The organism is Streptomyces sp. MUSC 14, assembly GCF_001866675.1.
Classification (GTDB): Bacteria; Actinomycetota; Actinomycetes; order Streptomycetales; family Streptomycetaceae; genus Streptomyces.
The window spans coordinates 187,962-208,066 of sequence record NZ_MLYN01000023.1; the positions used below are offsets into that span (position 1 = coordinate 187,962).

Annotated in this window: 17 protein-coding genes and 1 pseudogene; 10 read left to right on the forward strand and 8 right to left on the reverse strand. The window is 74.1% G+C overall.

Annotation, left to right across the window (positions count from 1 at the left end; all coding sequences use genetic code 11):
• The first annotated feature begins 16 nt into the window (after window positions 1–16).
• The 4 genes from BIV25_RS15055 to BIV25_RS15070 all read left to right on the forward strand — a co-directional run bounded on the left by BIV25_RS15055 (window position 17) and on the right by BIV25_RS15070 (window position 3,527).
• The gene (locus BIV25_RS15055; RefSeq protein ID WP_071372799.1) at window positions 17–511 is read left to right on the forward strand and encodes an NUDIX hydrolase; all 495 of its coding nucleotides are present in this window, start codon (window positions 17–19) and stop codon (window positions 509–511) included.
• Window positions 512–661: 150 nt separating this feature from the next.
• Window positions 662–898: a ferredoxin gene (locus BIV25_RS15060; RefSeq protein WP_071372800.1), complete on the forward strand. Its 237-nt coding sequence runs from the start codon at window positions 662–664 to the stop codon at window positions 896–898.
• Window positions 888–2,282, forward strand: coding sequence for an NAD(P)/FAD-dependent oxidoreductase (locus BIV25_RS15065; protein WP_071372801.1), 1,395 nt, complete (start codon window positions 888–890; stop codon window positions 2,280–2,282). Before BIV25_RS15060 ends, BIV25_RS15065 begins: the two co-directional genes overlap by 11 nt.
• Before the next feature lie 39 nt (window positions 2,283–2,321).
• Window positions 2,322–3,527 (forward strand): cytochrome P450, encoded by a 1,206-nt coding sequence (locus BIV25_RS15070; protein WP_071372802.1) that lies wholly within the window; start codon window positions 2,322–2,324, stop codon window positions 3,525–3,527.
• A 9-nt stretch (window positions 3,528–3,536) separates the two neighbouring features.
• Here BIV25_RS15070 and BIV25_RS15075 read toward each other — a convergent pair whose 3' ends face one another.
• The 4 genes from BIV25_RS15075 to BIV25_RS15090 form a co-directional block, all read right to left on the reverse strand.
• Window positions 3,537–4,025 (reverse strand): methylated-DNA--[protein]-cysteine S-methyltransferase, encoded by a 489-nt coding sequence (locus BIV25_RS15075; protein WP_071372803.1) that lies wholly within the window; start codon window positions 4,023–4,025, stop codon window positions 3,537–3,539.
• Between the two features lie 48 nt (window positions 4,026–4,073).
• On the reverse strand, window positions 4,074–5,555 hold the full coding sequence (locus BIV25_RS15080) for an AlkA N-terminal domain-containing protein (RefSeq protein WP_071372804.1): 1,482 nt from the start codon (window positions 5,553–5,555) through the stop codon (window positions 4,074–4,076).
• Window positions 5,556–5,648: 93 nt separating this feature from the next.
• Complete coding sequence (locus BIV25_RS15085; protein WP_177235283.1) at window positions 5,649–6,533, reverse strand: methylenetetrahydrofolate reductase; 885 nt, start codon at window positions 6,531–6,533, stop codon at window positions 5,649–5,651.
• A 628-nt stretch (window positions 6,534–7,161) separates the two neighbouring features.
• Window positions 7,162–7,890: a MarR family winged helix-turn-helix transcriptional regulator gene (locus BIV25_RS15090; RefSeq protein ID WP_371273022.1), complete on the reverse strand. Its 729-nt coding sequence runs from the start codon at window positions 7,888–7,890 to the stop codon at window positions 7,162–7,164.
• Window positions 7,891–8,026: 136 nt separating this feature from the next.
• On the opposite strand from BIV25_RS15090, the gene BIV25_RS15095 reads away from it, so the two are divergent.
• From BIV25_RS15095 to narI, 6 genes and pseudogenes are all read left to right on the forward strand, one after another.
• Window positions 8,027–8,290 (forward strand): hypothetical protein, encoded by a 264-nt coding sequence (locus BIV25_RS15095; protein WP_071372901.1) that lies wholly within the window; start codon window positions 8,027–8,029, stop codon window positions 8,288–8,290.
• 127 nt (window positions 8,291–8,417) lie between these two features.
• Window positions 8,418–10,271, forward strand: a complete 1,854-nt coding sequence (locus BIV25_RS15100) for a chloride channel protein (RefSeq protein WP_079176647.1) — start codon at window positions 8,418–8,420, stop codon at window positions 10,269–10,271.
• 362 nt (window positions 10,272–10,633) lie between these two features.
• Window positions 10,634–13,147: pseudogene (locus BIV25_RS15105) on the forward strand (nitrate reductase subunit alpha); the annotation flags it as partial.
• Between the two features lie 154 nt (window positions 13,148–13,301).
• Window positions 13,302–13,889, forward strand: coding sequence for a hypothetical protein (locus BIV25_RS46940; RefSeq protein WP_256255834.1), 588 nt, complete (start codon window positions 13,302–13,304; stop codon window positions 13,887–13,889).
• Between the two features lie 17 nt (window positions 13,890–13,906).
• Complete coding sequence (gene narJ / locus BIV25_RS46945) at window positions 13,907–14,512, forward strand: nitrate reductase molybdenum cofactor assembly chaperone (RefSeq protein WP_371273025.1); 606 nt, start codon at window positions 13,907–13,909, stop codon at window positions 14,510–14,512.
• Window positions 14,512–15,213, forward strand: coding sequence for a respiratory nitrate reductase subunit gamma (gene narI, locus BIV25_RS15110; protein WP_071372806.1), 702 nt, complete (start codon window positions 14,512–14,514; stop codon window positions 15,211–15,213). The genes narJ and narI overlap by 1 nt, the downstream gene beginning before the upstream one ends.
• 14 nt (window positions 15,214–15,227) lie before the next feature.
• Here narI and BIV25_RS15115 read toward each other — a convergent pair whose 3' ends face one another.
• The 4 genes from BIV25_RS15115 to BIV25_RS15130 all read right to left on the reverse strand — a co-directional run bounded on the left by BIV25_RS15115 (window position 15,228) and on the right by BIV25_RS15130 (window position 20,015).
• Window positions 15,228–15,749, reverse strand: a complete 522-nt coding sequence (locus BIV25_RS15115; protein ID WP_071372807.1) for an O-acetyl-ADP-ribose deacetylase — start codon at window positions 15,747–15,749, stop codon at window positions 15,228–15,230.
• Window positions 15,746–17,167 (reverse strand): NAD(P)/FAD-dependent oxidoreductase, encoded by a 1,422-nt coding sequence (locus BIV25_RS15120; protein WP_177235284.1) that lies wholly within the window; start codon window positions 17,165–17,167, stop codon window positions 15,746–15,748. Before BIV25_RS15120 ends, BIV25_RS15115 begins: the two co-directional genes overlap by 4 nt.
• Before the next feature lie 92 nt (window positions 17,168–17,259).
• On the reverse strand, window positions 17,260–18,108 hold the full coding sequence (locus tag BIV25_RS15125; RefSeq protein ID WP_071372809.1) for an inositol monophosphatase family protein: 849 nt from the start codon (window positions 18,106–18,108) through the stop codon (window positions 17,260–17,262).
• A 92-nt stretch (window positions 18,109–18,200) separates the two neighbouring features.
• Window positions 18,201–20,015 (reverse strand): gamma-glutamyltransferase family protein, encoded by a 1,815-nt coding sequence (locus BIV25_RS15130; protein WP_071372810.1) that lies wholly within the window; start codon window positions 20,013–20,015, stop codon window positions 18,201–18,203.
• Window positions 20,016–20,105: the final 90 nt, after the last annotated feature.

Here is a 20,105-nt window from a genome sequence, read left to right on the forward strand (position 1 = left end):
TGGTTAGGCTGCCGCAATGACCACGACTGATGACTTCGCCGCGTACATCGCGAGCCTGCCGCGCGTCCTCGCCGGTGCCGCCGTGCTCTTCCGGGACGCCGAGGGGCGGGTGCTGCTCGTCGAGCCCAACTACCGCGAGGGCTGGGCGCTTCCGGGCGGCACGATCGAGTCCGACGACGGCGAGGGCCCGCGCGAGGGCGCGCGCCGCGAGACGCTGGAGGAGATCGGCCTCGACCGGGTGCCGGGCCGGCTGCTGGCCGTGGACTGGGTGCGCGGCGCGGCCCGCCCGCCGCTGGTGGCCTACCTGTACGACGGCGGTGTGCTCACGGAGTCCGACCTGAAGTCCATCCGGCTCCAGGAGGAGGAGCTGCTGTCCTGGCGCCTGGTGGCGCGCGAGGAGATCACCGACCACCTGCCCGGCGCGCTCGGCCGCCGCGTGCTGGTCTGCCTGGACCTCCTCGCGGACGGCTCCGGCACCGCGGAACTGGAGAACGGCGACCGGGTGGCCTGAGGGGTTGCCTCCCGGGTCCTGCTTCCCGGTTTGCGCGCCGGTCCGGCGGAGCCGATGCTGAAGAAGAGGCATGCCGACCGATCGGGTGGACCGAACGCAGGGGCTGCGGAGCGTGCGGGCGACCGCGGCCGCGCAGAGAGCGGGTTCCAGATGAGGCTTGTCGTCGATCTCAACCGCTGCCAGGGATTCGCCCAGTGCGTCTTCCTCGCCCCGGACGTCTTCTCCCTGCACGGGAACGAGGCGCTGCTGTTCTCCCCCCGCTTCGACGAGGCCCAACGCGACCGTGTGGAGAAGGCCGCCGCCGCCTGCCCGGTCCAGGCCATCCTCGTCGACTACTCCGACGAGCCGGTGCAGCAGGCGAAGCGGGTCGAGCCCCATGTCGGCTGAGACGGACGCCGAGGTCCTGCGGCGCCAGGGCCGCATCGTCGTCGTCGGCGCCTCGCTGGCCGGTCTGCGTGCGGCGGAGACCCTGCGCGAGCAGGGCTTCACCGGATCGCTGGCCATGATCGGTGACGAGCCGTACGAGCCCTACGACCGGCCGCCGCTGTCCAAGCAGGCGCTGCTCGGGCGGGCCCGGGCCGAGGACACCGCGCTGCCGCGGCGGCGCGACATCGCCGCAGACTGGCGTCTGGGCGTCGCCGCCGAGAGCCTCGACCGGGACGCCAGGCAGGTACGCCTGGCGAACGGCGACACCGTCCCCTACGACCGTCTGCTGATCGCCACCGGCACCAGGGCGCGGCCCTGGTTCCACCCGGAAGAGGCCGCGCTGGACGGGGTGTTCGTGCTGCGCACCCGCGACGACTCCGCCCGTCTGCACCGCAAGCTGACCGGCGGCGTGTCCCGGGTGCTGGTGATCGGCGCCGGTTTCACGGGCTCCGAGGTCGCCTCCGTCTGCCGGGAGCTGGGCCATGAGGTCACGGTCGCCGAACGCGGCCCGGCTCCCCTGGTGGGCGCACTCGGCGGAGTGATCGGCGCGGTCGCGGACCGGCTGCAGCGCACACACGGAGTGGACCTGCGCTGCGGCGTCAGCGTCACCGCGCTGGAGGGCGACGACGTGGGGCGGCTCAGGCGTGCCCATCTGTCCGACGGCTCGACGGTCGACGTGGAGGTGGCGGTCGTCTCGCTCGGTGCCCTGCGGAACACGGAATGGCTGGCGGGCTCCGGGGTGGCCGCGGGTCCCCGGGGGGTCGCGTGCGACGCCGGGTGCCGGGTGTTCGACGTCAACGGCATCGTCACCGACGACATCTACGCCGCCGGTGACGTCGCACGCACCCCGCACCCGCTGTTCGACTACCAGTTCCTGGCGCTGGAGCACTGGGGCAACGCGGTCCAGCAGGCCGAGATCGCCGCCCACAACATGGTCTGCGCCGGTCCCGAGCGCCGTCCGCACCTGTGGCTGCCCATGTTCTGGTCCTCCCAGTTCGGCGTCAACATCAAGTCGGTGGGCGTGCCCTCGCTGGGCGACCAGATGGTCGTCACCCTGGGAACGCTCACCGGGGAGCGGTTCGTCGCGGTCTACGGGTACGGCGGCCGGGTCATCGCCGCGGCGTCCTTCGACGGGGGCAAGTGGCTGGGGTTCTACGAGCAGCAGATCGCGGCCGGCGCGCCGTTCCCGCCGGAGTACCACACGGTCGACCGGCGCACCGAGAGGCTGCTGCCGGTCGACCCGGAGTTCCCCGACCCCCATCTGCCCAGCCACGGGGCCACCGTCACGCTGACGGGTCACTCACCGAGCGAGCGGCGTGTCGAGTTCGTTCCGTCGCATGCCTGATCACCGGCCCTGTGCCGCCGGAGCCCCGCAGGAGACACCATGACGCCCGACAGCATCTCCGCGCAGATCACCGACTACGCCAACCGGGCCGATCCGTACCCGCTCTACGCGGAACTGCGCAAGACACCGGTCCTGCGGGAGGACGACGGCACCTACCTGGTCAGCACCTACTACGAGGTACGGAGCCTCGCCAACGACCCGCGGCTGAGCAACGACACGCGCAACCGCCCGGCGGGCTACGCCCGCACCGGACAGCCCGCGGAGGAGTCCGGCCTGCCGCCCGGCTTCATCTTCACCGACCCGCCCGTGCACGACCAGCTGCGCGACACGATCAACCGGCCGTTCGGTCCCCCGCACAGCCCCCGATTCCTCGACGGTCTGCGCGGAGAGCTGGCCGAGGTCGTCACCGAGCTGCTCGACGCCTTCGAGGGCAAGGACCAGGTCGACATCGTCGACGACTTCGCCTACCCCCTGCCCGTCACGGCCATCTGCAAGGTCCTCGGCGTGCCGCGCGAGGACGAACCGCGCTTCCACGGCTGGGCCGACGCCCTGGCGTCGGCGCTCGATCCGCAGGCCGGCGAGGAGGGCCAGGAAAAGGGACAGCGGGCACGGCAGGACCTGGGCGCCTACCTGGCCGGCCTGATCGAGACCAAACGCCGCGACCCCGGCCCCGGGATCCTCAGCGCGCTCGCCCCCGACATGACACCGGCGGACCTGGAGGCCACCGCGGTGCTGCTCCTGGTCGCCGGCCACGAGACCACCGTCAACGCGATCACCAACACGACCCTCACCCTGCTGCGCCACCCCGACGTCCTCCAGCGCTTCCAGAAGGAGCCGGACCTCGCCGTCCCGCTCATCGAGGAGGTACTGCGGTACGAGCCCCCGGTGCAGTTCGTCACCTGGACCACCGCCCTGGCCGACATCGACGTCGCCGGCACCACGATCCCCAAGGGCTCGCCGGTCTGGCTCATGCTGGCCGCGGCCAACCGCGACCCGAGGCGCTTCGACGACCCCGACCGGTTCGATCCCGACCGCAAGGACAACGAGCACCTGGGGTTCTACACCGGCATCCACTACTGCTTCGGCGCCCCGCTCGCCCGGATAGAGCTCCATCTGGCGGTGGCCGAGCTGTTCCGCAGGGTCAGCTTCGCCGGACTGCTGGAGGACCCGCCGCCGTACCGTGCCAACGCGGTGCTGCGCGGCCCCCGTCACCTCCCCGTGGCGATCGAGGGCCTCGTGGCCTGAGCGTGGTGCTCACCGGGCCGTGCCGCGTTCGAAGTCCAGCAGGCGGCGCTTGCGGTCCAGGCCGCCGCCGTAGCCGGTGAGGTCGCCGCCCGCGCCGATGACCCGGTGGCAGGGGACGATGATGCCGATCGGGTTCCTGCCGTTGGCGAGGCCGACCGCGCGGGAGGCCCGGGGATTGCCGAGGGCGTCGGCGAGTTCGCCGTAGGAGCGGGTCTCGCCGTACGGGATGCGGGCGAGCTGCTCCCAGACGCTGCGCTGGAACGGCGTTCCGGCCAGGCGCAGTTCGAGGGAGAACTCGGTCAACTCGCCCGCGAAGTACGCCGACAGCTGTTCCTCGGCCGCCGCGAAGGGGGCGTCGCCGAGGCTGCCGGGGCTGCCGAAGGACTCCTCCGGCGGGCGGTGGCGCTGTCCGTCCATGTACAGGCCGCACAGCGCGCCGTCCTCGGCGACGAGCGTGAGGGGGCCGTAGGGGCTGGGGATGACGGTGTGCTGCTTCATGTGTCGCGGTTCCTTGTACGGGGTTCCTTGCACGGGCTCGGAACGGGTTCAGACGGGAAGGAAGTTGATCGGGTGGCTGTCGGTCGCCCACAGGTACTGCACCGCGTACGCCCGCCAGGGCCGCCAGGCCTCGGCGCGGGCGGTGAGGGCGGCCGGGGTGGCCGGCAGCCCCGACTCGGCCGCGGCACGGCGGATCCCGAGGTCGGTGGGGAGGAAGGCGTCGGGGTCGCCCAGGGCACGCATGGCGATGACGTCGACCGTCCAGGGGCCGAAGCCGGGCAGGTCGAGGAGCCGGGCGCGGGCCTCGGACCAGTCGGACTCGACACCCAAGTGGAGTGTTCCGTCGGCGAGTCGGCGGACGAGGGTGGTGAAGGTCGTCCGTCGTGTGCGGGGCATGGCCAGCGTCTCGGGGTCCACGCCGGCGAGGGCCTCGGGGGGCGGGAAGAGGTGGGTGAGGCCGCCCTCGGGGTCGTCCAGGGGCTTGCCGTGCGCGGTGACCAGGCGGGCCGCGTGGGTGCGGGCGGCGGCCGTGGACACCTGCTGGCCGAGGACGGCACGGACTGCGAACTCCGCCTCGTCGACCGTGCGCGGCACCCGGCGGCCCGGCGCCTTGTCGACCAGGGGCGCGAGGAACGGGTCGGCGCGCAGCCGGTCGTCGACGGCGACCGGATCGGCGTCCAGGTCGAGCAGCCGTCGGCAGCGGCTGATGGCCACCGTCAGATCGCGCAGGTCGCCGAGGGTGAGCCGGCAGGCGATGTGGTCGGGGCGCGGGGCGAGGGCGACGATCCCGTGGCCGTACGGCAGGCGCAGCGTGCGCCGGTAGCTGCCGTCGCGCCATTCCTCGACGCCGGGTACGGCGGTGGCGGCGAGGTGGCCGAAGAGGTTGTCGGGGTTGAGCGGGGCGCGGAACGGGAGCCGCAGGGTGAGCGTGCCCGGGGTGCTCGCCGGGCTGCTGCGGGGTGCCTTCGCGCGCAGCTCGCTCGGGGAGAGGGCGAAGACCTCGCGGACGGTGCCGTTGAAGGTGCGGATGGAGGAGAACCCGGCCGCGAAGGCGATCTCCGCCATCGGCAGCGCGCTGGTCTCGATGAGCAGGCGTGCGGTCTGGGCGCGCTGGGCGCGGGCGAGCGCGAGGGGGCCGGCGCCCAGTTCGGCGAGGAGCTGCCGTTCGACCTGGCGGGTGCTGTAGCCGAGCCGGGCGGCGAGTCCGGGCACGCCCTCGCGGTCCACGACGCCGTCGGCGATCAGCCGCATGGCGCGGGCGACCAGGTCGGCGCGCTGGTTCCACTCCGGGGAGCCGGGGCTGGTGTCGGGGCGGCAGCGCTTGCAGGCCCGGAAACCCGCCTGCTGGCAGGCGGCCGCGCTCGGGTAGAACGTCATGTTCTCCGGCTTGGGCGGGACGACGGGGCAGCTGGGCCGGCAGTAGATCCGGGTGGTCAGGACGGCCGTGAAGAACCACCCGTCGAATCGCTCGTCCTTGGACTGCACGGCGCGTACGCAGTGTTCCCGGTCGAGGTGCGTCGCTGTCTGCATGCCTCAAGGATCGACCACGGACAGGGGCCACCGCTGGCGGAAATCCGACACCAGCGTTCCCCGGTGTGGGGCGGGGCCGGTTCCGTCCCGTGCCTAGGAGGTGTGGTTCGTGTCCTCGCCGTGCCGGAAGTCGGCGATCCACTCGGCGGTGCGGCGCAGTCCGCCGAAGGTGTAGAAGTGCACCTTGACCGTGCCGTGCCGCTCGGGGTCGTAGCGCCGGGCGAGGGTGTGCAGGAAGCGGTCGGGGCCGGTCGTGCCCATGAGGTTGGTCAGTGAGAAACCGTACTTGCGGGCGACGGAGGCGCTCGTCGCGACGCCGAACCGGGTGGCGTAGCCGAGCAGCCGGCGGACTCCGGCCGGGCCGGGCACGCCGATGCGGACGGGGAGGTGGATGCCCCGGGCGCGGGTGGCCTCCAGCCAGGTGAGGACCGGGTCGGCGTCGAAGCCGAACTGGGTGATGACGTCACCGCCGAAGCGCTGCGCGCCGATGGCCGCGGCCTTGTCGGTGAGGGCTGACCACAGCGTGCCGTCGGCTATCGCGGGGTGCCCCTCGGGGTAGCCGCTGATGCCGACGTGCCGGACGCCGTGGTGCTGGAGCAGGCCGGTGCGCAGGACGGCGAGGGAGTCCTCGTAGGGGCCCTCGGGGCGGGCGGGGTCACCGCCGACGACGAAGACGTTCTCGGCGGTGCCGTCCTCGGCGAGGGCGGACAGGAACGCGTCGAGGGCGTCGCGGGAGGGCAGGCGGCGGGCGGAGATGTGCGGCACGGGGACGAAGCCGAGCCGCTTGACCGCGCGGGCGGCCGCGCGCCGCATGCCGAGGTCCTCACCGGCGAGGAAGGTGATGTTGATCCGCGTACCCGGCGGAATGCTGTCGCAGGCCTCCTCCAGCCGGGACACGTCCTTCCCGGTCATCTCCAACGAGAAGTCCTCCAGCAGAGCGGCACCGACCGCCGGCATGACGCTGAGACCGGGCTTCATCGCGCTCCTCGTACGGCTGTGGTCCTGACCTCGGCCGATGATGTCACGGGGGTGGGGGGCCGGAGGGAGGGGGCTGGGAGCCGGGCTGGGGGCTGGAGGAGGGTACGGGCCGTCGGGCCGCGGAGGCGACGGTCCTGGCCGGAGGACGCGGTCGCCCTCCAGCCGCTGGTGCCGTGGCGGCGCAGGGACGTCCGCTCGGCGCCGTACGCGCACCGGGCTCAGGGCTGGGGCGGCGCCTGCACAGCGACGCAAGGCCGTCCGCCCACAGCCGTCGGCTTGACGCCGGGCCGGCGTCGGCGGCCGTGGCCGCGGAGAGCCCGCCGCGCGCGCTCGGTGGCGTGCGCGGCGGGCTGTCCCCAGGCCCGCCGCAGGCGCCGAACCGGGGGTGCTGAAGCCGCTGACCGGGAGGCTGCTCTAGCCATCGTGGCCGGCCCACGACAGCGACGCCGCCGACCCAGCACCGCCGGAGCCGCCGACCCATCACTGCCGAACGGCCGACTCGGGAGCACCGAAATGCCAACCCGGGGCCGCGGAACGACGATCCGGGGGGCGCCCCAGCCGCCCGCCGCGAGGCCGCTCACATGATCGCAGCCGCCGAAGCTCTGCGGCGCAGGCGCAAGAAGGATGGCTACGGCGCCGGGTTCAGGGGGTCGTCGAGCACGCCGGCCAGGCGGCCCGCCTCGTCGGTCGGGGCGAGGCCGGGGTCGAGGCCGCCGGCCGCCGTCGCCAGCGCGGTGAGGGCCGGGACCAGGCCGGCGCGCTGGGGTGCGGGCAGACGCTCGACCAGGGCCCGGATCTCCGCGCGGCGGTGGCCGAGAACGCGCTCCACCAGATCCTCACCGGCACCGGTCAGCCGTAGGACGACCTCGCGGCGGTTGTCCGGGTTGACCCGGCGGTCGGTCAGACCGAGCCCCTCCAGGCGTTCGGCCATGCGCAGTGCGGTGGACGGGGTGACGCCCAGGGTCGCGGCCATGGCGGCCAGCTTGATCGGGCCGCAGGTGTGCAGGGCGACCAGAGAGCGCAGTTGAGGGAGGGTCAGCGCAACGTCGACCGAGGCGAGGGCACGGGCGGAGAGGGCGACGATCAGCCGGGAGGCCGCCATCACGGCGACGGTGACCTCCTCCGCCTCCCGGTCCAGCGCCTCCTCCGACAGGCCCGCCCGGCCCCGGACCCGCCCCCGCTCTTGGGCACCCGGCACCGTGTCCCGCCCCGGACTCCCGTGCTCCGTCGTCCGCCCCGGACTCCCGTGCTCCGTCGTCCGCCCCGGACTCCCGTGTTCCGTCGTCCCCCGTTCCGCGGCCCGCCCCCGGGCTTCCGGTTCCGGGGTCTGCCGTGGGCCGGTGTCCTGCTGGGCCATGGCTCCTCGTTCCTCTGGTCCTGTCCACGAACCGGACATCGTCCCTCACCCATGGTGACCATTGCAGAGTGCAATGATAAGCTCCGGTCATCCGGTCCGAGCGGGCGCGACGGAGCCGGTGCCGAAGGTGATGACGATGAGACCCGAGCCGATCCACGAAGCCTATTCCTTCGTGTGTCTGCGCTGCGGGCACGCCTGGGAGGGCGCCTACGACATCCGGCACGTCCGGGATGCCGACGGGCGCCTTCGTGCCGCGTACCGCGTGCGCGGCGGGCTTCGCGTGCCGTCCCCGCTCACGGCGAACACCTGCCGGGTGTGCGGTGGACACCGGGTGCGGATCCTGCGCCCGGGCCGGGTCGACGCCGCCCGCACCGGGGCGGTCGCGCCCCGGCCCCGGTGACGAGCCGACGACACCTCTCGCCCCTCGCCCCCGCCGACACCCTCACCACGTTCTCCCGCGCGGACAGCGTCGCCCGCGCGCCGCCCTCTGCCGCCGTAGCCACATCCGTACGCGACCTGGAGCCACCATGCCCACCTCCGCCCCGCCCCCTCCTGCCCCCGGCCGCCACCGACCCGCCCTGAAGATCCCGCACCTGGGCGACTTCCACGTGCCCCCGCGCGTCGTGTTCATCTCGGCGCTCGCCCTGCCCATAGGCGCCGTCGCCGCGCTCGTGGCGACGGGGCTGCTGAAGCTGATCGCGCTCATCACCGACCTCGCCTTCCTCGGGCGGCCCGGCTTCGGCACCGCCGTTCCCGCGGACACCGCGCACCGCTGGCTGCTGGCCGTGATGCCGGTCGTCGGCGGCCTGGCCGTCGGGTTCATGGCCCGCTACGGCTCGGAGAAGATACGCGGGCACGGCATGCCCGAGGCCATCGAGTCGATACTGGTCGGCGGCAGCCGCGTACAGCCGCGCGTCGCCGTGCTGAAGCCCGCCTCCGCCGCGATATCCATCGGCACCGGCGGTCCGTTCGGCGCCGAGGGACCCATCATCATGACCGGCGGTGCCGTAGGCTCCCTGCTGGCCCAGTTCCTCAAGGTCACCACGGACGAGCGCAAGGCCCTGCTGGTGGCCGGTTCCGCCGCCGGCATGGCCGCGACCTTCAACGCTCCGCTCGCCTCCATCCTGCTCGCGGTCGAGCTGCTGCTCTTCGAGTGGCGGCCGCGCTCCTACCTGCCCGTCGCCGTCGCCGCCGTGACCGCCACGCTCGTACGCGGCCCCCTGCTCGGCACCGAGCCGCTCTTCGCCGGCGCGCACGTGCCCGACCGCATCGGCCTGTCCGCGTACGGGCTGTGCGTCGTCGCGGGGGCCGCGGCCGGACTGCTCGCCCTCGGCGCCACCGCCCTCGTGTACCTCTCCGAGGACCTGTTCGCCAGGCTGCGCGTCCACTGGATGTGGTGGCCCGCGATCGGCGGTGTGATCATCGGCCTCGGCGGGCTCGTCGAGCCGCGTGCGCTGGGTGTGGGGTACGACGTCATCGGCGCGCTGCTGACCGGGCACGCGACGACCGGGCTGATCGTCGGCATCCTGGTCGTGAAGACCCTGATCTGGGGACTGTCGCTGGGCTCGGGCACCTCCGGCGGCGTCCTCGCGCCCATGTTCATGGTGGGCGGCGCGCTCGGCGCGGCCGAGGCCCTGGTCTTCCCGCACGTCAGCCCCGGCTTCTGGGCGCTGGTGTCACTCGCCGGCGTGCTCGGCGGCGTCATGCGCTCCCCGCTCACCGGCATCGTCTTCTGCCTGGAACTCACCCACGAGGTCAACGCCCTGATCCCGATGGTGATCACCGCGTCGGCCGCCTATCTGCTGTCGGTGGTGCTGCTGAAGCGCTCGGTGCTCACCGAGAAGCTCGCCCGGCGCGGTATGCACCTCACCCGCGAGTACTCCGTGGACCCGCTGGAGGTGCATCTCGTACGGCAGTTGGAGACGCCCGTCGGCGTCACGTTCACCGCCGGCCGCGCCGCGGGCGAGGTCACCGCCGAGCTGCGCGCCGCGCACGCCGCGGGCGACCCCGAGGGGCTGCTCGCGCAGCGGCTGTACCCGGTCCTGGACGCGGACGGCACGCTCGCCGGAGTCGTCACGCGCGGCACGCTCGTGCACGCCGATCCCGCCGACCCCACCCCGCTCGGCGAGCTGGCCCGGCCCGCGGTCACCGCACATCCCGACGAGACCCTGCGCACACTCGCCAACCGCATGGCCGAGCACGAGGTCACCCGGCTGCTGGTGGTCACCCGCGAGCCGGAGCCCCGCCTGGAGGGCATCGTCAGCCTGCGCCATCTGCTGGCCGCGCGCCGCATCGACCTGCACGAGGAGCACCACGCCGAGCGGGTCCTGACCCTGCGCACCCGGCGGCGCACCCCGGCTCCGGCCCCGACGACCAGCTGAGATCCGGCCGCTGAATGAAGATGGACGGGGCAATTATTGCAAAGGGCAAGAAAAGGTCCTGTCCAATCCCCATCAACACTGCGTAGTCAGACGATTCCGCAGGGCGACACTGGCTCACGCTGAAGGAAGCGGAACATCCGGCTTCGGAAGGAGTGAGCACGGTGGGACGGCGCGGTGCCCGGCGGGAGGCGGAACGGGTGGCGGCTCTCGCCGCCGAGCAGCTTCTGCGAGCCGGCGGGATACTGCGGCGCACCCCGGCCACCCCGGACGGCAGAGCCGTCTTCCGCACCGATCAGGGCGTCAACGACGCGCCCTACCGGGAGCGTTGGGCGCACGACAGAATCGTGCGCTCCACGCACGGGGTGAACTGCACCGGCTCCTGCTCGTGGAAGGTGTACGTCAAGGACGGCCTGATCACCTGGGAGACCCAGGAGACGGACTACCCCTCGACGGGACCCGACCGGCCCGAGTACGAGCCGCGGGGCTGCCCGCGCGGCGCCTCGTTCTCCTGGTACACCTACTCCCCGACCCGCGTGCGGTACCCCCATGTGCGCGGCGTGCTGCTGGAGTTGTACCGCGAGGCCCGCGCCCGGCTCGGCGATCCCGTGGCCGCGTGGGCCGAGGTCACCTCCGATCCGGTGAAACGGCGGCGCTACCAGTCGGCGCGCGGCAAGGGCGGCCTGGTACGCCTGAGTTGGCAGGAGGCGCTGGAGATCGCCGCCGCCGCGCACGTCCACACCATCGCCGCGCACGGGCCCGACCGGGTCGCCGGGTTCTCCCCGATCCCGGCGATGTCGATGGCCTCGCACGCGGTCGGCGCCCGGTTCATGTCCCTGATCGGGGCGCCGATGCTGTCGTTCTACGACTGGTACGCCGACCTTCCCGTCGCCTCGCCGCAGGTCTTCGGCGACCAGACGGACGTGCCCGAGTCCGGGGACTGGTGGGACGCCGCGTATCTGATGCTGTGGGGCTCCAACGTCCCGGTGACCCGCACCCCGGACGCGCACTGGATGACCGAGGCGCGCTATCGCGGGCAGAAGGTCGTGGTGGTCTCGCCCGACTACGCGGACGCGACCAAGTTCGCCGACGAGTGGCTGCATCCGCACCCGGGCACCGACGGTGCGCTCGCGATGGCCATGGGCCATGTGATCCTCACCGAGTTCTTCGTGCGGCGCCAGGTGCCGTACTTCACGGACTACGTGCGCCGCTTCACCGATCTGCCGTTCCTGGTCGAGCTGGAGGAGCGCGACGGGCGGTGGGTGCCGGGCAAGTTCGTCACGGCGGCCACGCTCGGGCTCGGCGCGCAGGACGGGGAGGAAGAGGCGGAGGAGGCCGCCTGGAAGCCGGTGCTGCTCGACGCGGTCTCCGGCCGGCCGGTGGTGCCGAACGGCACGCTGGGCGACCGCTGGTCCAAGCGCGGCGAGGGCCGCTGGAACCTGGACCTCGGCGACGTCGAGCCCCGACTCACCCTGTACGGCCCGGAGTCGACGCCCGCCGCCGTGCTGCTGCCCCGCTTCGACGGCGCGCCGCCCGCGGTGCGCGGGGTGCCGGTGCGCGAGCTGGCCGGACGCCATGTCACCACCGTCTTCGACCTGCTGCTCGCCCAGTACGGGGTACGCCGCCCGGACCTGCCCGGCGCGTGGGCCACGGACTACGCGGACGCCGGCCAGCCGTACACGCCCGCCTGGCAGGAGGCGATCACCTCGGTGCCGGCCGCGGCGGTGGAGCGCCTGGCCCGGGAGTTCGCCGACACGGCGGCCAGGACCCGGGGCCGCTGCATGATCGTGATGGGCGCGGGCACCAACCACTGGTTCCACTCCGACACCGTCTACCGTGCCTTCCTCACCCTGCTGCTGCTCACCGGCTGCCAGGGCGTCAACGGCGGCGGCTGGGCGCACCACGTCGGCCAGGAGAAGGTGCGGCCGTACACCGGCTGGCAGCAGCTCCAGTCGGCCGCGGACTGGGTGCGCCCGTCCCGGCAGATGGCGGGGACGCCGTACTGGTATCTGCACACCGACCAGTGGCGCTACGACCCGCACGGCGCCGACGCGCTCGCCGCGCCCACCGGCAAGGGGCTGTTCGCCGGGCGGCACACCGCCGACCTGGTGGCGCAGTCGATGCGGCTCGGCTGGATGCCCGCCGCGCCCGCCTTCCGCGCCAACCCGCTCGACCTCGGCCGCGCCGTCCGGGCGAGCGGGCACGAGCCGGACGAGTGGGTGGCGGACCGGCTCGCCGGCGGACAGCTGGAGTTCGCCTGCGAGGATCCGGACGATCCCGCCAACTGGCCGCGGGTGCTGACCGTCTGGCGGGCCAATCTGATCGGCTCGTCCGCGAAGGGCAACGAGTTCTTCCTGCGGCATCTGCTCGGCGCGAGCGACAACGCGGACGCCGAGCAGGCCCCGCCCGGCTCCCGGCCGCGCGATCTCGTCTGGCACGAACAGGCGCCGCGCGGCAAGCTCGATCTGCTGCTGGCGCTGGACTTCCGGATGACGTCGACCACGCTCATGGCCGACCTGGTGCTGCCGGCCGCCACCTGGTACGAGAAGCACGACCTGTCCAGCACGGACATGCACCCGTTCGTGCACGCGTTCTCGCCCGCGATCAGCCCGCCGTGGGAGGCGCGGACCGACTTCGAGATCTTCCACGCGCTGGCCGCCCGGTTCGGTGAACTCGCCGCGGGCCGGCTGGACGTGGCGTACGACCTGGTGGCCACCCCGCACGCACACGACACCCCGGGCGAGACCGCCCAGCCCGGCGGGACCGTGCCGGACTGGCGCGAGGGGCATCCGGTCCGGCCGGGCCGCAACCTCCCGCACTTCACAGTGGTCGAGCGGGACTACACGGCCGTGGCGGACCGGCTCGCCACCCTCGGGCCGCTCGCCGAGGAGCACGGCATGACCGTCAAGGGCGTCACCGTACGGCCCGCCGCGGAGGCGCGCTGGCACCGCCGCCAGCCGCTCCCCCGTCCGGGACCTGATCAGCACCTACCGGATCGCGCTCCCGCTGCACCCGGAGTACCGGACGATGCCGATGGTCTGGTACGTCCCGCCGCTCTCCCCCGTCGTCGACGCGCTCACCCGCAGCGGCCACGACGGCGAGCGGCCGGCCGCCCTGTTCGGCGCGATCGACGCGCTGCGCATCCCGCTCGGCTATCTCGCCGGGCTGTTCACGGCGGGCGACACCGCCCCCGTGGAGGCGGCGCTGTGCCGGCTCGCCGCGATGCGCGCGCACATGCGGCGCGTGAACCTCGGCGAGGAACGGGACCCGTCGATCGCGCACGGCGTCGGCATGACGGAGTCCGGGCTGGAGGCGATGTACCGGCTGCTGGCGCTCGCCAAGTACGAGGAGCGGTACGTCGTCCCGACCACGTACGTCGCCGGTGCGGGCGAGGGCGGGGCGGCCGGGGCGGGGTGCAGCCTGGAGGGGTCCGGCGGGCCCGGCATGTTCGAGGCGGAGGCCTTTCACGGCGCGCTCGTACCGACGGCGGCGGGCTCCCGTGGCGGTGGCACCGACGGCGGCGGTGGCGGTGCGCTGCGCGGGCGGGTGAACCTGCTGAACTGGAACGGCCGCGGCCGGCCCCGGGGCCTGTTCCCCGACCGCGGGGGCGAGGCACGGTGAACCAGCTGCACCGGGCGGTGTACCAGGCCGCCGCCCTGCTGCTCGACTACCCCGGCGAGGACTGGCCGCAGCGCCGGGCCCGGGTGGCCGAGGCGCTCGCACCGCTGGCGACCCCGGCCCCCGGGACCGGGCCCCTGGTGGCGCCGCTGCTGGCCTTCTGCCGGGCCACGGCCGGGATCCCGCCGCTGGAGCTGGGGGCACGCTACGTCGTCACCTTCGACCGCAGCCGCCGCCGTACCCTGCACCTCACCCACTACACCGACGGCGACACCCGGCGCCGGGGCGCCTCCCTCGCCGCGCTCAAGGCCCGCTACCGGCAGCACGGCTGGGAGCCGGCCCGAGGCGAGCTGCCCGACTTCCTGCCCGCCGTGCTGGAGTTCGCCGCGCGCTGCCCCGCACCGGGCCGGGCCGTACTGGCGCAGTACGGCGGCGCGCTCGGCCTGCTCGCCCGGGGGCTCGCCGCCCACGACAGCCCCTACCTGGACGTGGTCCGCGCGGTCCGGGCCACGCTGCCCGCCGCGCCGCCCGCCGCATCGCCCGCGCCGGTTCCGGTGCCGGACCGCCCGGCCCCCGTGCCGTTCCCGCTGCCGCACGACCCGGCCGGCGAAGGAGTCCGCCGCTGATGAACGAGACCCATCTGCAGATCGCGCTGTGGGGCGTCCTGCCCTACCTGTGCCTGGCCGTGCTGGTCGCGGGGACCGTCTGGCGCTACCGCTACGACCGCTTCGGCTTCACCACCCGCTCCAGCCAGCTGCACGAGTCCCGGCTGCTACGGCTCGGCGCGCCGCTGTTCCACTACGCCCTGTTCCTCGTGATCGGCGGCCATGTCACGGGTCTGCTGGTCCCCGAGTCGCTGACCCGGCGGCTGCGCATCAGCGAGGCCCAGTACCACGCGGTCGCGCTGACCATGGGCGGGGCGGCGGGCCTCGCGGCGGCGCTGGGCCTCGGCCTGCTGCTGTACCGCAGGCTGCGGGTGCCCGCCGTGCGCCGGGCGACCAGCCGCAGCGACCGGCTGACCCTGCCGCTGCTGGCGCTCGTCCTGCTCGCGGGCCTGACCGCCACGGCCTCCTCGGTGACCGCCCGCTACGACTACCGGCTCGGGGTGGCCGTGTGGTTCCGCAGCCTGTTCGCCCTCGACCCCGACGTCACCGCGATGGCCCACGCCCCGCTCGCCTACCGGCTGCACGCCCTGCTCGCGCTGGCCCTGTTCGCGCTGTGGCCGTTCGGCCGGCTGGTGCACGCCTTCGCCGCCCCGCTCGGCTACGCCGTACGACCGTACGTGGTGTACCGCTCACGGGGCGGAGCACTGCCCACACGCCGGTGACCACGGGCCCGGCCTCACGGCCGGCCGGCGTCGACCTGCCGGGCGAACGCGTCGTACGCACGGTCGTCGAAGAGGACGAAGCGCACCTCTTCGACGGCGGTCGGGGTGCTGCGCACCGTCTCCACGGCGATGCGCGCCGCGTCGTCCATCGGCCACCGGTACACGCCGGTGGAGACGGCGGGGAACGCGACGGTGCGGGCGCCGAGTTCGTCTGCCACACGCAGGGACTCGCGGTAGCAGGAGGCGAGCAGCTCCGAGCGGTCCTCGCCGGCGCTGTACACCGGGCCCACGGTGTGGATCACCCAGCGGGCGTCCAGAGCGCCCGCCGTGGTGGCGACCGCCCGGCCCGTGGGCAGGCCCTTGCCGTACCGGGAGGCGCGCAGGGCGCGGCACTCCTCCAGGATGGCGGGGCCGCCGCGGCGGTGGATGGCGCCGTCCACTCCGCCGCCGCCCAGCAGCGAGGAGTTGGCGGCGTTGACGATCACGTCGGCGCTCTGCCGGGTGATGTCGCCCCGGACGAGGGTGAGGGTGGTCATGTCGTCGCTCTCAGTCTGCGCCATACGGCCTTGGCCGCGTTGTGCCCCGACATGCCGTGCACACCGGGTCCCGGCGGGGTGGCCGAGGAGCAGAGGAAGACGGCCGGATGGGGCGTGTGGTAGGGGTGCAGGGACAGTCTGGGGCGCAGCAGCAGCTGAAGGCCGGAGGCGGCACCGCAGGCGATGTCCCCGCCGACGTAGTTGGCGTTGCGGGCGGCCAGTTCGGCGGGGCCGGCGGTGGCGCGGGCGAGCACGCGGTCGCGGAAACCGGGTGCGAAGCGCTCCAGTTGGCGTTCCAGGGCGTCGGTGAGGTCGCCGGACCAGCCGTTGGGCACATGGCCGTACGCCCAGAAGACCTGCTTGCCCTCGGGGGCGCGGGTGGGGTCGACGATGCTCGGCTGCACGGTGATCAGGAACGGCCGGTCGGGGGCGCGGCCCTCGCGGGAGGCGGCGCGCAGGGCGGTGCCGATCTCGGCCCTGGTCGGGCCGAGCTGGACGGTGGTGGCGCGGCGGGCCTCGGGCGCGGTCCAGGGCACCGGGCCGTCCAGCGCGTAGTCGATCTTGAAGGCGGCGGCGCCGTAGCGGTAGCGCGCGTAGGTGCCGCCGAAGCCGGCGATGCGGGCGAGTGCGGTGGGCGAGGTGTCGAAGACGTAGGCGCGCGCGGGCGGCAGATCGTCCAGGCGCTTGACCTCGTAGTCGGTGTGCACCGCGCCGCCGAGGTCGGCCAGATACCCGGCGAGGGCGTCGGAGATCGCCTGGGAGCCGCCGCGCGGCACCGGCCAGCCGCGGGCGTGCGCGGCCAGCGCGAAGACCAGGCCGATGGCGCCGGTGGCCAGGCCGTCGAGCGGTGACATCACATGCGCGACGAGACCCGCGAAGAGGGCCTTGGCCCGCTCGTCCTTGAAGCGGCGCATCAGCCACGTGGACGGCGGGAGCCCGGTCAGGCCGAAGCGGGCGAGGGTGACGGGGTCGCGCGGCAGGGCGGTCAGGGGCAGGGACATGAAGTCCCGTACGAGGGTGTCCCAATGGGGGAGGAAGGGCTCGACCAGTCTGCGGTACGCGCCCGCGTCGCGCGGTCCGAAGGAGGCGGCGGTCTCGGCCACCGAGCGGGCCAGCACGGCGGCGCTGCCGTCGGGGAACGGGTGCGCCATGGGCAGTTCGGAGTTCAGCCACTGCAGGCCGTGGCGCTCCAGGGGGAGGGCACGGAACGCCGGGGAGTTGACGCCGAGGGGGTGGGCGGCCGAGCACGGGTCGTGCCGGAAGCCGGGGAGGGTCAGCTCCTCGGTACGGGCGCCCCCGCCGACGGTGGACTTCGCCTCGAACAGGGCGACCGAGAAGCCGCGGCGGGCCAGCTCCACAGCAGCGGTCAGTCCGTTCGGCCCCGCACCCACCACAACCGCATCGAGCATCGACGGCACCTTCGGACCCCTTCGTCAGCCGATGGCCAGTGGGGATCAGGATAGGCGGGCGCCCGGCCGCGGGGTGCGTCACCCCGGTCCGGGCCCGGCGCTCAGGCCGCCGTGCGCAGCAGTTCCACCACGCGACGGGCGGCCGCCGTGTCGCGGGCCGCCGTGAACGGCAGTGCGTTGCCCCCCGTCACCCGGAACGGCTCGCCGCCACGGGTGAGGTGGGCGCCGCCCGCCTCCTCGACCAGCAGCAGGCCGGCCGCGTGGTCCCACGCCGCTTCCCAGGAGAACGCGACGGCGTCCAACTCGCCCCTGGCTATGGCGAGATACTCCAGGCCCGCCGAGCCGCACGGGCGCGGGGCGAGGCCGTCGGTCCACAGCACGCTCAGCGCGCGCTTCTCCTCGTCGGTGGTGTAGTCCGGGTGGGAGGTGGCGACGACAAGGTCGCGGCCCGGCGCGGACGGACCCGCGACCAGGCGTTCGCCGTCGAGGAAGGCGCCCCGGCCGCGGACCGCGGTGGCCATCCGGCCGCGCGCGGCGGCGTAGGTCCAGGACGCCAGGGTCACGCCCCGGTGGGCGAGCGCCACCAGGGTGCAGAAGCCGTCGTCGCCGTGGACGAACTGGCGGGTGCCGTCGACCGGGTCGACGATCCAGACGGGTGCGTCGCCCTGGAGGGCGTCGTACGTCGCCGGGTCGGCGTGCACCGCCTCCTCGCCGACCACGACCGAGCCGGGCAGCAGGGCGCCGAGCGCTTCGGTGAGCCGCTTCTCGGCGAGCCGGTCGGCGTCCGTCACCAGGTCGTGCGGTCCGCTCTTCTGGTCCACGTCGGCCGCGGAGAGGCGGCGGAAGCGGGGCAGGATCTCGGCCGCGGCGGCCTGGCGCACCGCATCCTCCACGTCGGCCGAGCAACGCGTGAGAAACTCGTCGATGGTTTCCGTCATCTGTTCGATCATGTCTCCCATGAGAGCACACCCCACTGACAATCCCCTCCCGCCTGGTGCACACCAGGCGGATTCGGGATGAAGAGCAGAGGCCGCCCGCGCCGTCAGCGGCCCACCGCGTACCCCTGCATCCCGCGCGGGTTCGCCGCCGCCGACAGCACACCCGTCCCAGGGTCCCGGGCGACCGCGCACAGCCGTCCCTCGGACCAGGCGGGGCCGACGGTGACGTCGTGGCCGCGCCGTCGCAGCTCCTCGACCACCCCGGGGTCCGTGCGGGACTCCACGGTCACGCTGCCGGGGCGCCGGCCGCGCGGGTGGAAGGAGCTGGGGAAGCTGTCGTTGTGCCAGTTCGGGGCGTCGACGGCGCCCTGGAGGTCGAAGCCGCCGCGGACGCGGGCGCGCAGCGCGGCGGCGAGAAGGAAGTGCAGCTGCCACTGGTCCTGCTGGTCGCCGCCGGGGGTGCCGAACGCCAGCACCGGTACGCCGTCGCGCAGCGCGAGGGACGGGGTGAGGGTGGTGCGCGGGCGGCGGCCCGGGGTGAGGGAGTTCGGCAGGCCCTCCTCCAGCCAGGCCATCTGCAGGCGTGTGCCGAGCGGGAAGCCCAGCTCGGGCACGACGGGGTTGGACTGGAGCCAGCCGCCGCTCGGGGTGGCCGCGATCATGTTGCCCCAGCGGTCGACGACGTCCAGGTGGCAGGTGTCGCCGCGGGTGGTGCCGTCGTCGGCGACGTGCGGCTCACCGGGGAACTCGGCGACGGTCGGCTCACCGGCGCCCATCGGGTCGAAGCCGCGGTCGTCGCCCTGCACGCGCGCGTACGCCTGCGCGGGCAGCCGCGGGGTGCGGCCGCCGGGGCTGCCGGGCCGCAGCTCCCAGGAGGCCTTGGCGCCGACCAGGGCGCGCCGGCCGGCGTTGTAGTCGTCCGACAGCAGCTCGGCGAGGGGCACCTCGGCGGCGTCGCCGTACCAGGCCTCGCGGTCGGCCATGGCCAGCTTGCAGTTCTCGATCAGCAGATGGACGTAGTCGGCGGAGCCGTAGGCCGGCAACTCCGGCGGCAGCAGGGCGAGTTGCTGGAGGAGGGCCGGGCCCTGGCTCCAGGGGCCGGCCTTGCAGACGGTCCAGCCGTTCCAGTCGTACGTCACGGGGGGCTCGTACGTCGCCGACCAGCCGGCGAGGTCGGCCTCGGTGAGCGTGCCGGTGTGCCGGGCGCCGCTGGTGTCCATGGTGGGCAGCCGGGACCGGCGCAGCATGGCCTCGGCGACGAAGCCGGAGCGCCACACCGCGCGCGCGGCGTCGATCCGCGCCTCCCGGTCGCCCGCGCCGGCGGTCTCGGCCAGCAGCCGCTTCCAGGTGGCGGCGAGGGCGGGGTTGCGGAAGAGCTCGCCGGGCCGGGGTGCCCGGCCGCCCGGCAGGTACACCTCGGCGGACGAGGTCCACTCCGTCTCGAACAGCTTCCGTACGCTCTCCACGGTCGCGCCGAGCTTCTCCACGGGCGCGTGCCCGTGCTCGGCGTATCCGATGGCGTACGCCAGGACGTCGTCGAGGCTCTTGGTGCCGTGGTCGCGCAGGAGCAGCAGCCAGGCGTCGAAGGCGCCGGGCACGGCGGCCGCGAGCGGTCCGGTGCCCGGTACGAGGTCGAGGCCGAGCTCGCGGTAGTGGGCGACGGTGGCGCCGGCCGGGGCGACGCCCTGCCCGCACAGCACGCGTACGTCGCCGCCCGCCGGGGCGAGCAGGATCGGTACCTCGCCGGCCGGCCCGTTCAGGTGCGGCTCCACCACGTGCAGCACGAACGCTCCGGCCACGGCGGCGTCGAAGGCGTTGCCGCCGCCCTCCAGAACCGCCATCGCGGACTGGGAGGCCAGCCAGTGCGTGGAGGACACCATGCCGAACGTGCCTTGCAGGGTGGGCCGGGTGGTGAACACGGGGCGGCTCCTCGGCTCGGGTACGTCTCCCGGGTGATCGTACGAGCGTGCTCGCCGCCGGGGGAACACGGCGACCCGGCCGGCCGTTGA

Bases quoted from the DNA above. Each gene is read 5' to 3' on its own strand.
- BIV25_RS15055 (WP_071372799.1), top strand. From the start codon at position 17: ATGACCACGACTGATGACTTCGCCGCGTACATCGCGAGCCTGCCGCGC.
- BIV25_RS15060 (WP_071372800.1), top strand. From the start codon at position 662: ATGAGGCTTGTCGTCGATCTCAACCGCTGCCAGGGATTCGCCCAGTGC.
- BIV25_RS15065 (WP_071372801.1), top strand. From the start codon at position 888: ATGTCGGCTGAGACGGACGCCGAGGTCCTGCGGCGCCAGGGCCGCATC.
- BIV25_RS15070 (WP_071372802.1), top strand. From the start codon at position 2,322: ATGACGCCCGACAGCATCTCCGCGCAGATCACCGACTACGCCAACCGG.
- BIV25_RS15075 (WP_071372803.1), bottom strand. From the start codon at position 4,025: ATGAAGCAGCACACCGTCATCCCCAGCCCCTACGGCCCCCTCACGCTC.
- BIV25_RS15080 (WP_071372804.1), bottom strand. From the start codon at position 5,555: ATGCAGACAGCGACGCACCTCGACCGGGAACACTGCGTACGCGCCGTG.
- BIV25_RS15085 (WP_177235283.1), bottom strand. From the start codon at position 6,533: ATGAAGCCCGGTCTCAGCGTCATGCCGGCGGTCGGTGCCGCTCTGCTG.
- BIV25_RS15090 (WP_371273022.1), bottom strand. From the start codon at position 7,890: ATGGCCCAGCAGGACACCGGCCCACGGCAGACCCCGGAACCGGAAGCC.
- BIV25_RS15095 (WP_071372901.1), top strand. From the start codon at position 8,027: ATGAGACCCGAGCCGATCCACGAAGCCTATTCCTTCGTGTGTCTGCGC.
- BIV25_RS15100 (WP_079176647.1), top strand. From the start codon at position 8,418: ATGCCCACCTCCGCCCCGCCCCCTCCTGCCCCCGGCCGCCACCGACCC.
- BIV25_RS46940 (WP_256255834.1), top strand. From the start codon at position 13,302: ATGGTCTGGTACGTCCCGCCGCTCTCCCCCGTCGTCGACGCGCTCACC.
- narI (WP_071372806.1), top strand. From the start codon at position 14,512: ATGAACGAGACCCATCTGCAGATCGCGCTGTGGGGCGTCCTGCCCTAC.
- BIV25_RS15115 (WP_071372807.1), bottom strand. From the start codon at position 15,749: ATGACCACCCTCACCCTCGTCCGGGGCGACATCACCCGGCAGAGCGCC.
- BIV25_RS15125 (WP_071372809.1), bottom strand. From the start codon at position 18,108: ATGATCGAACAGATGACGGAAACCATCGACGAGTTTCTCACGCGTTGC.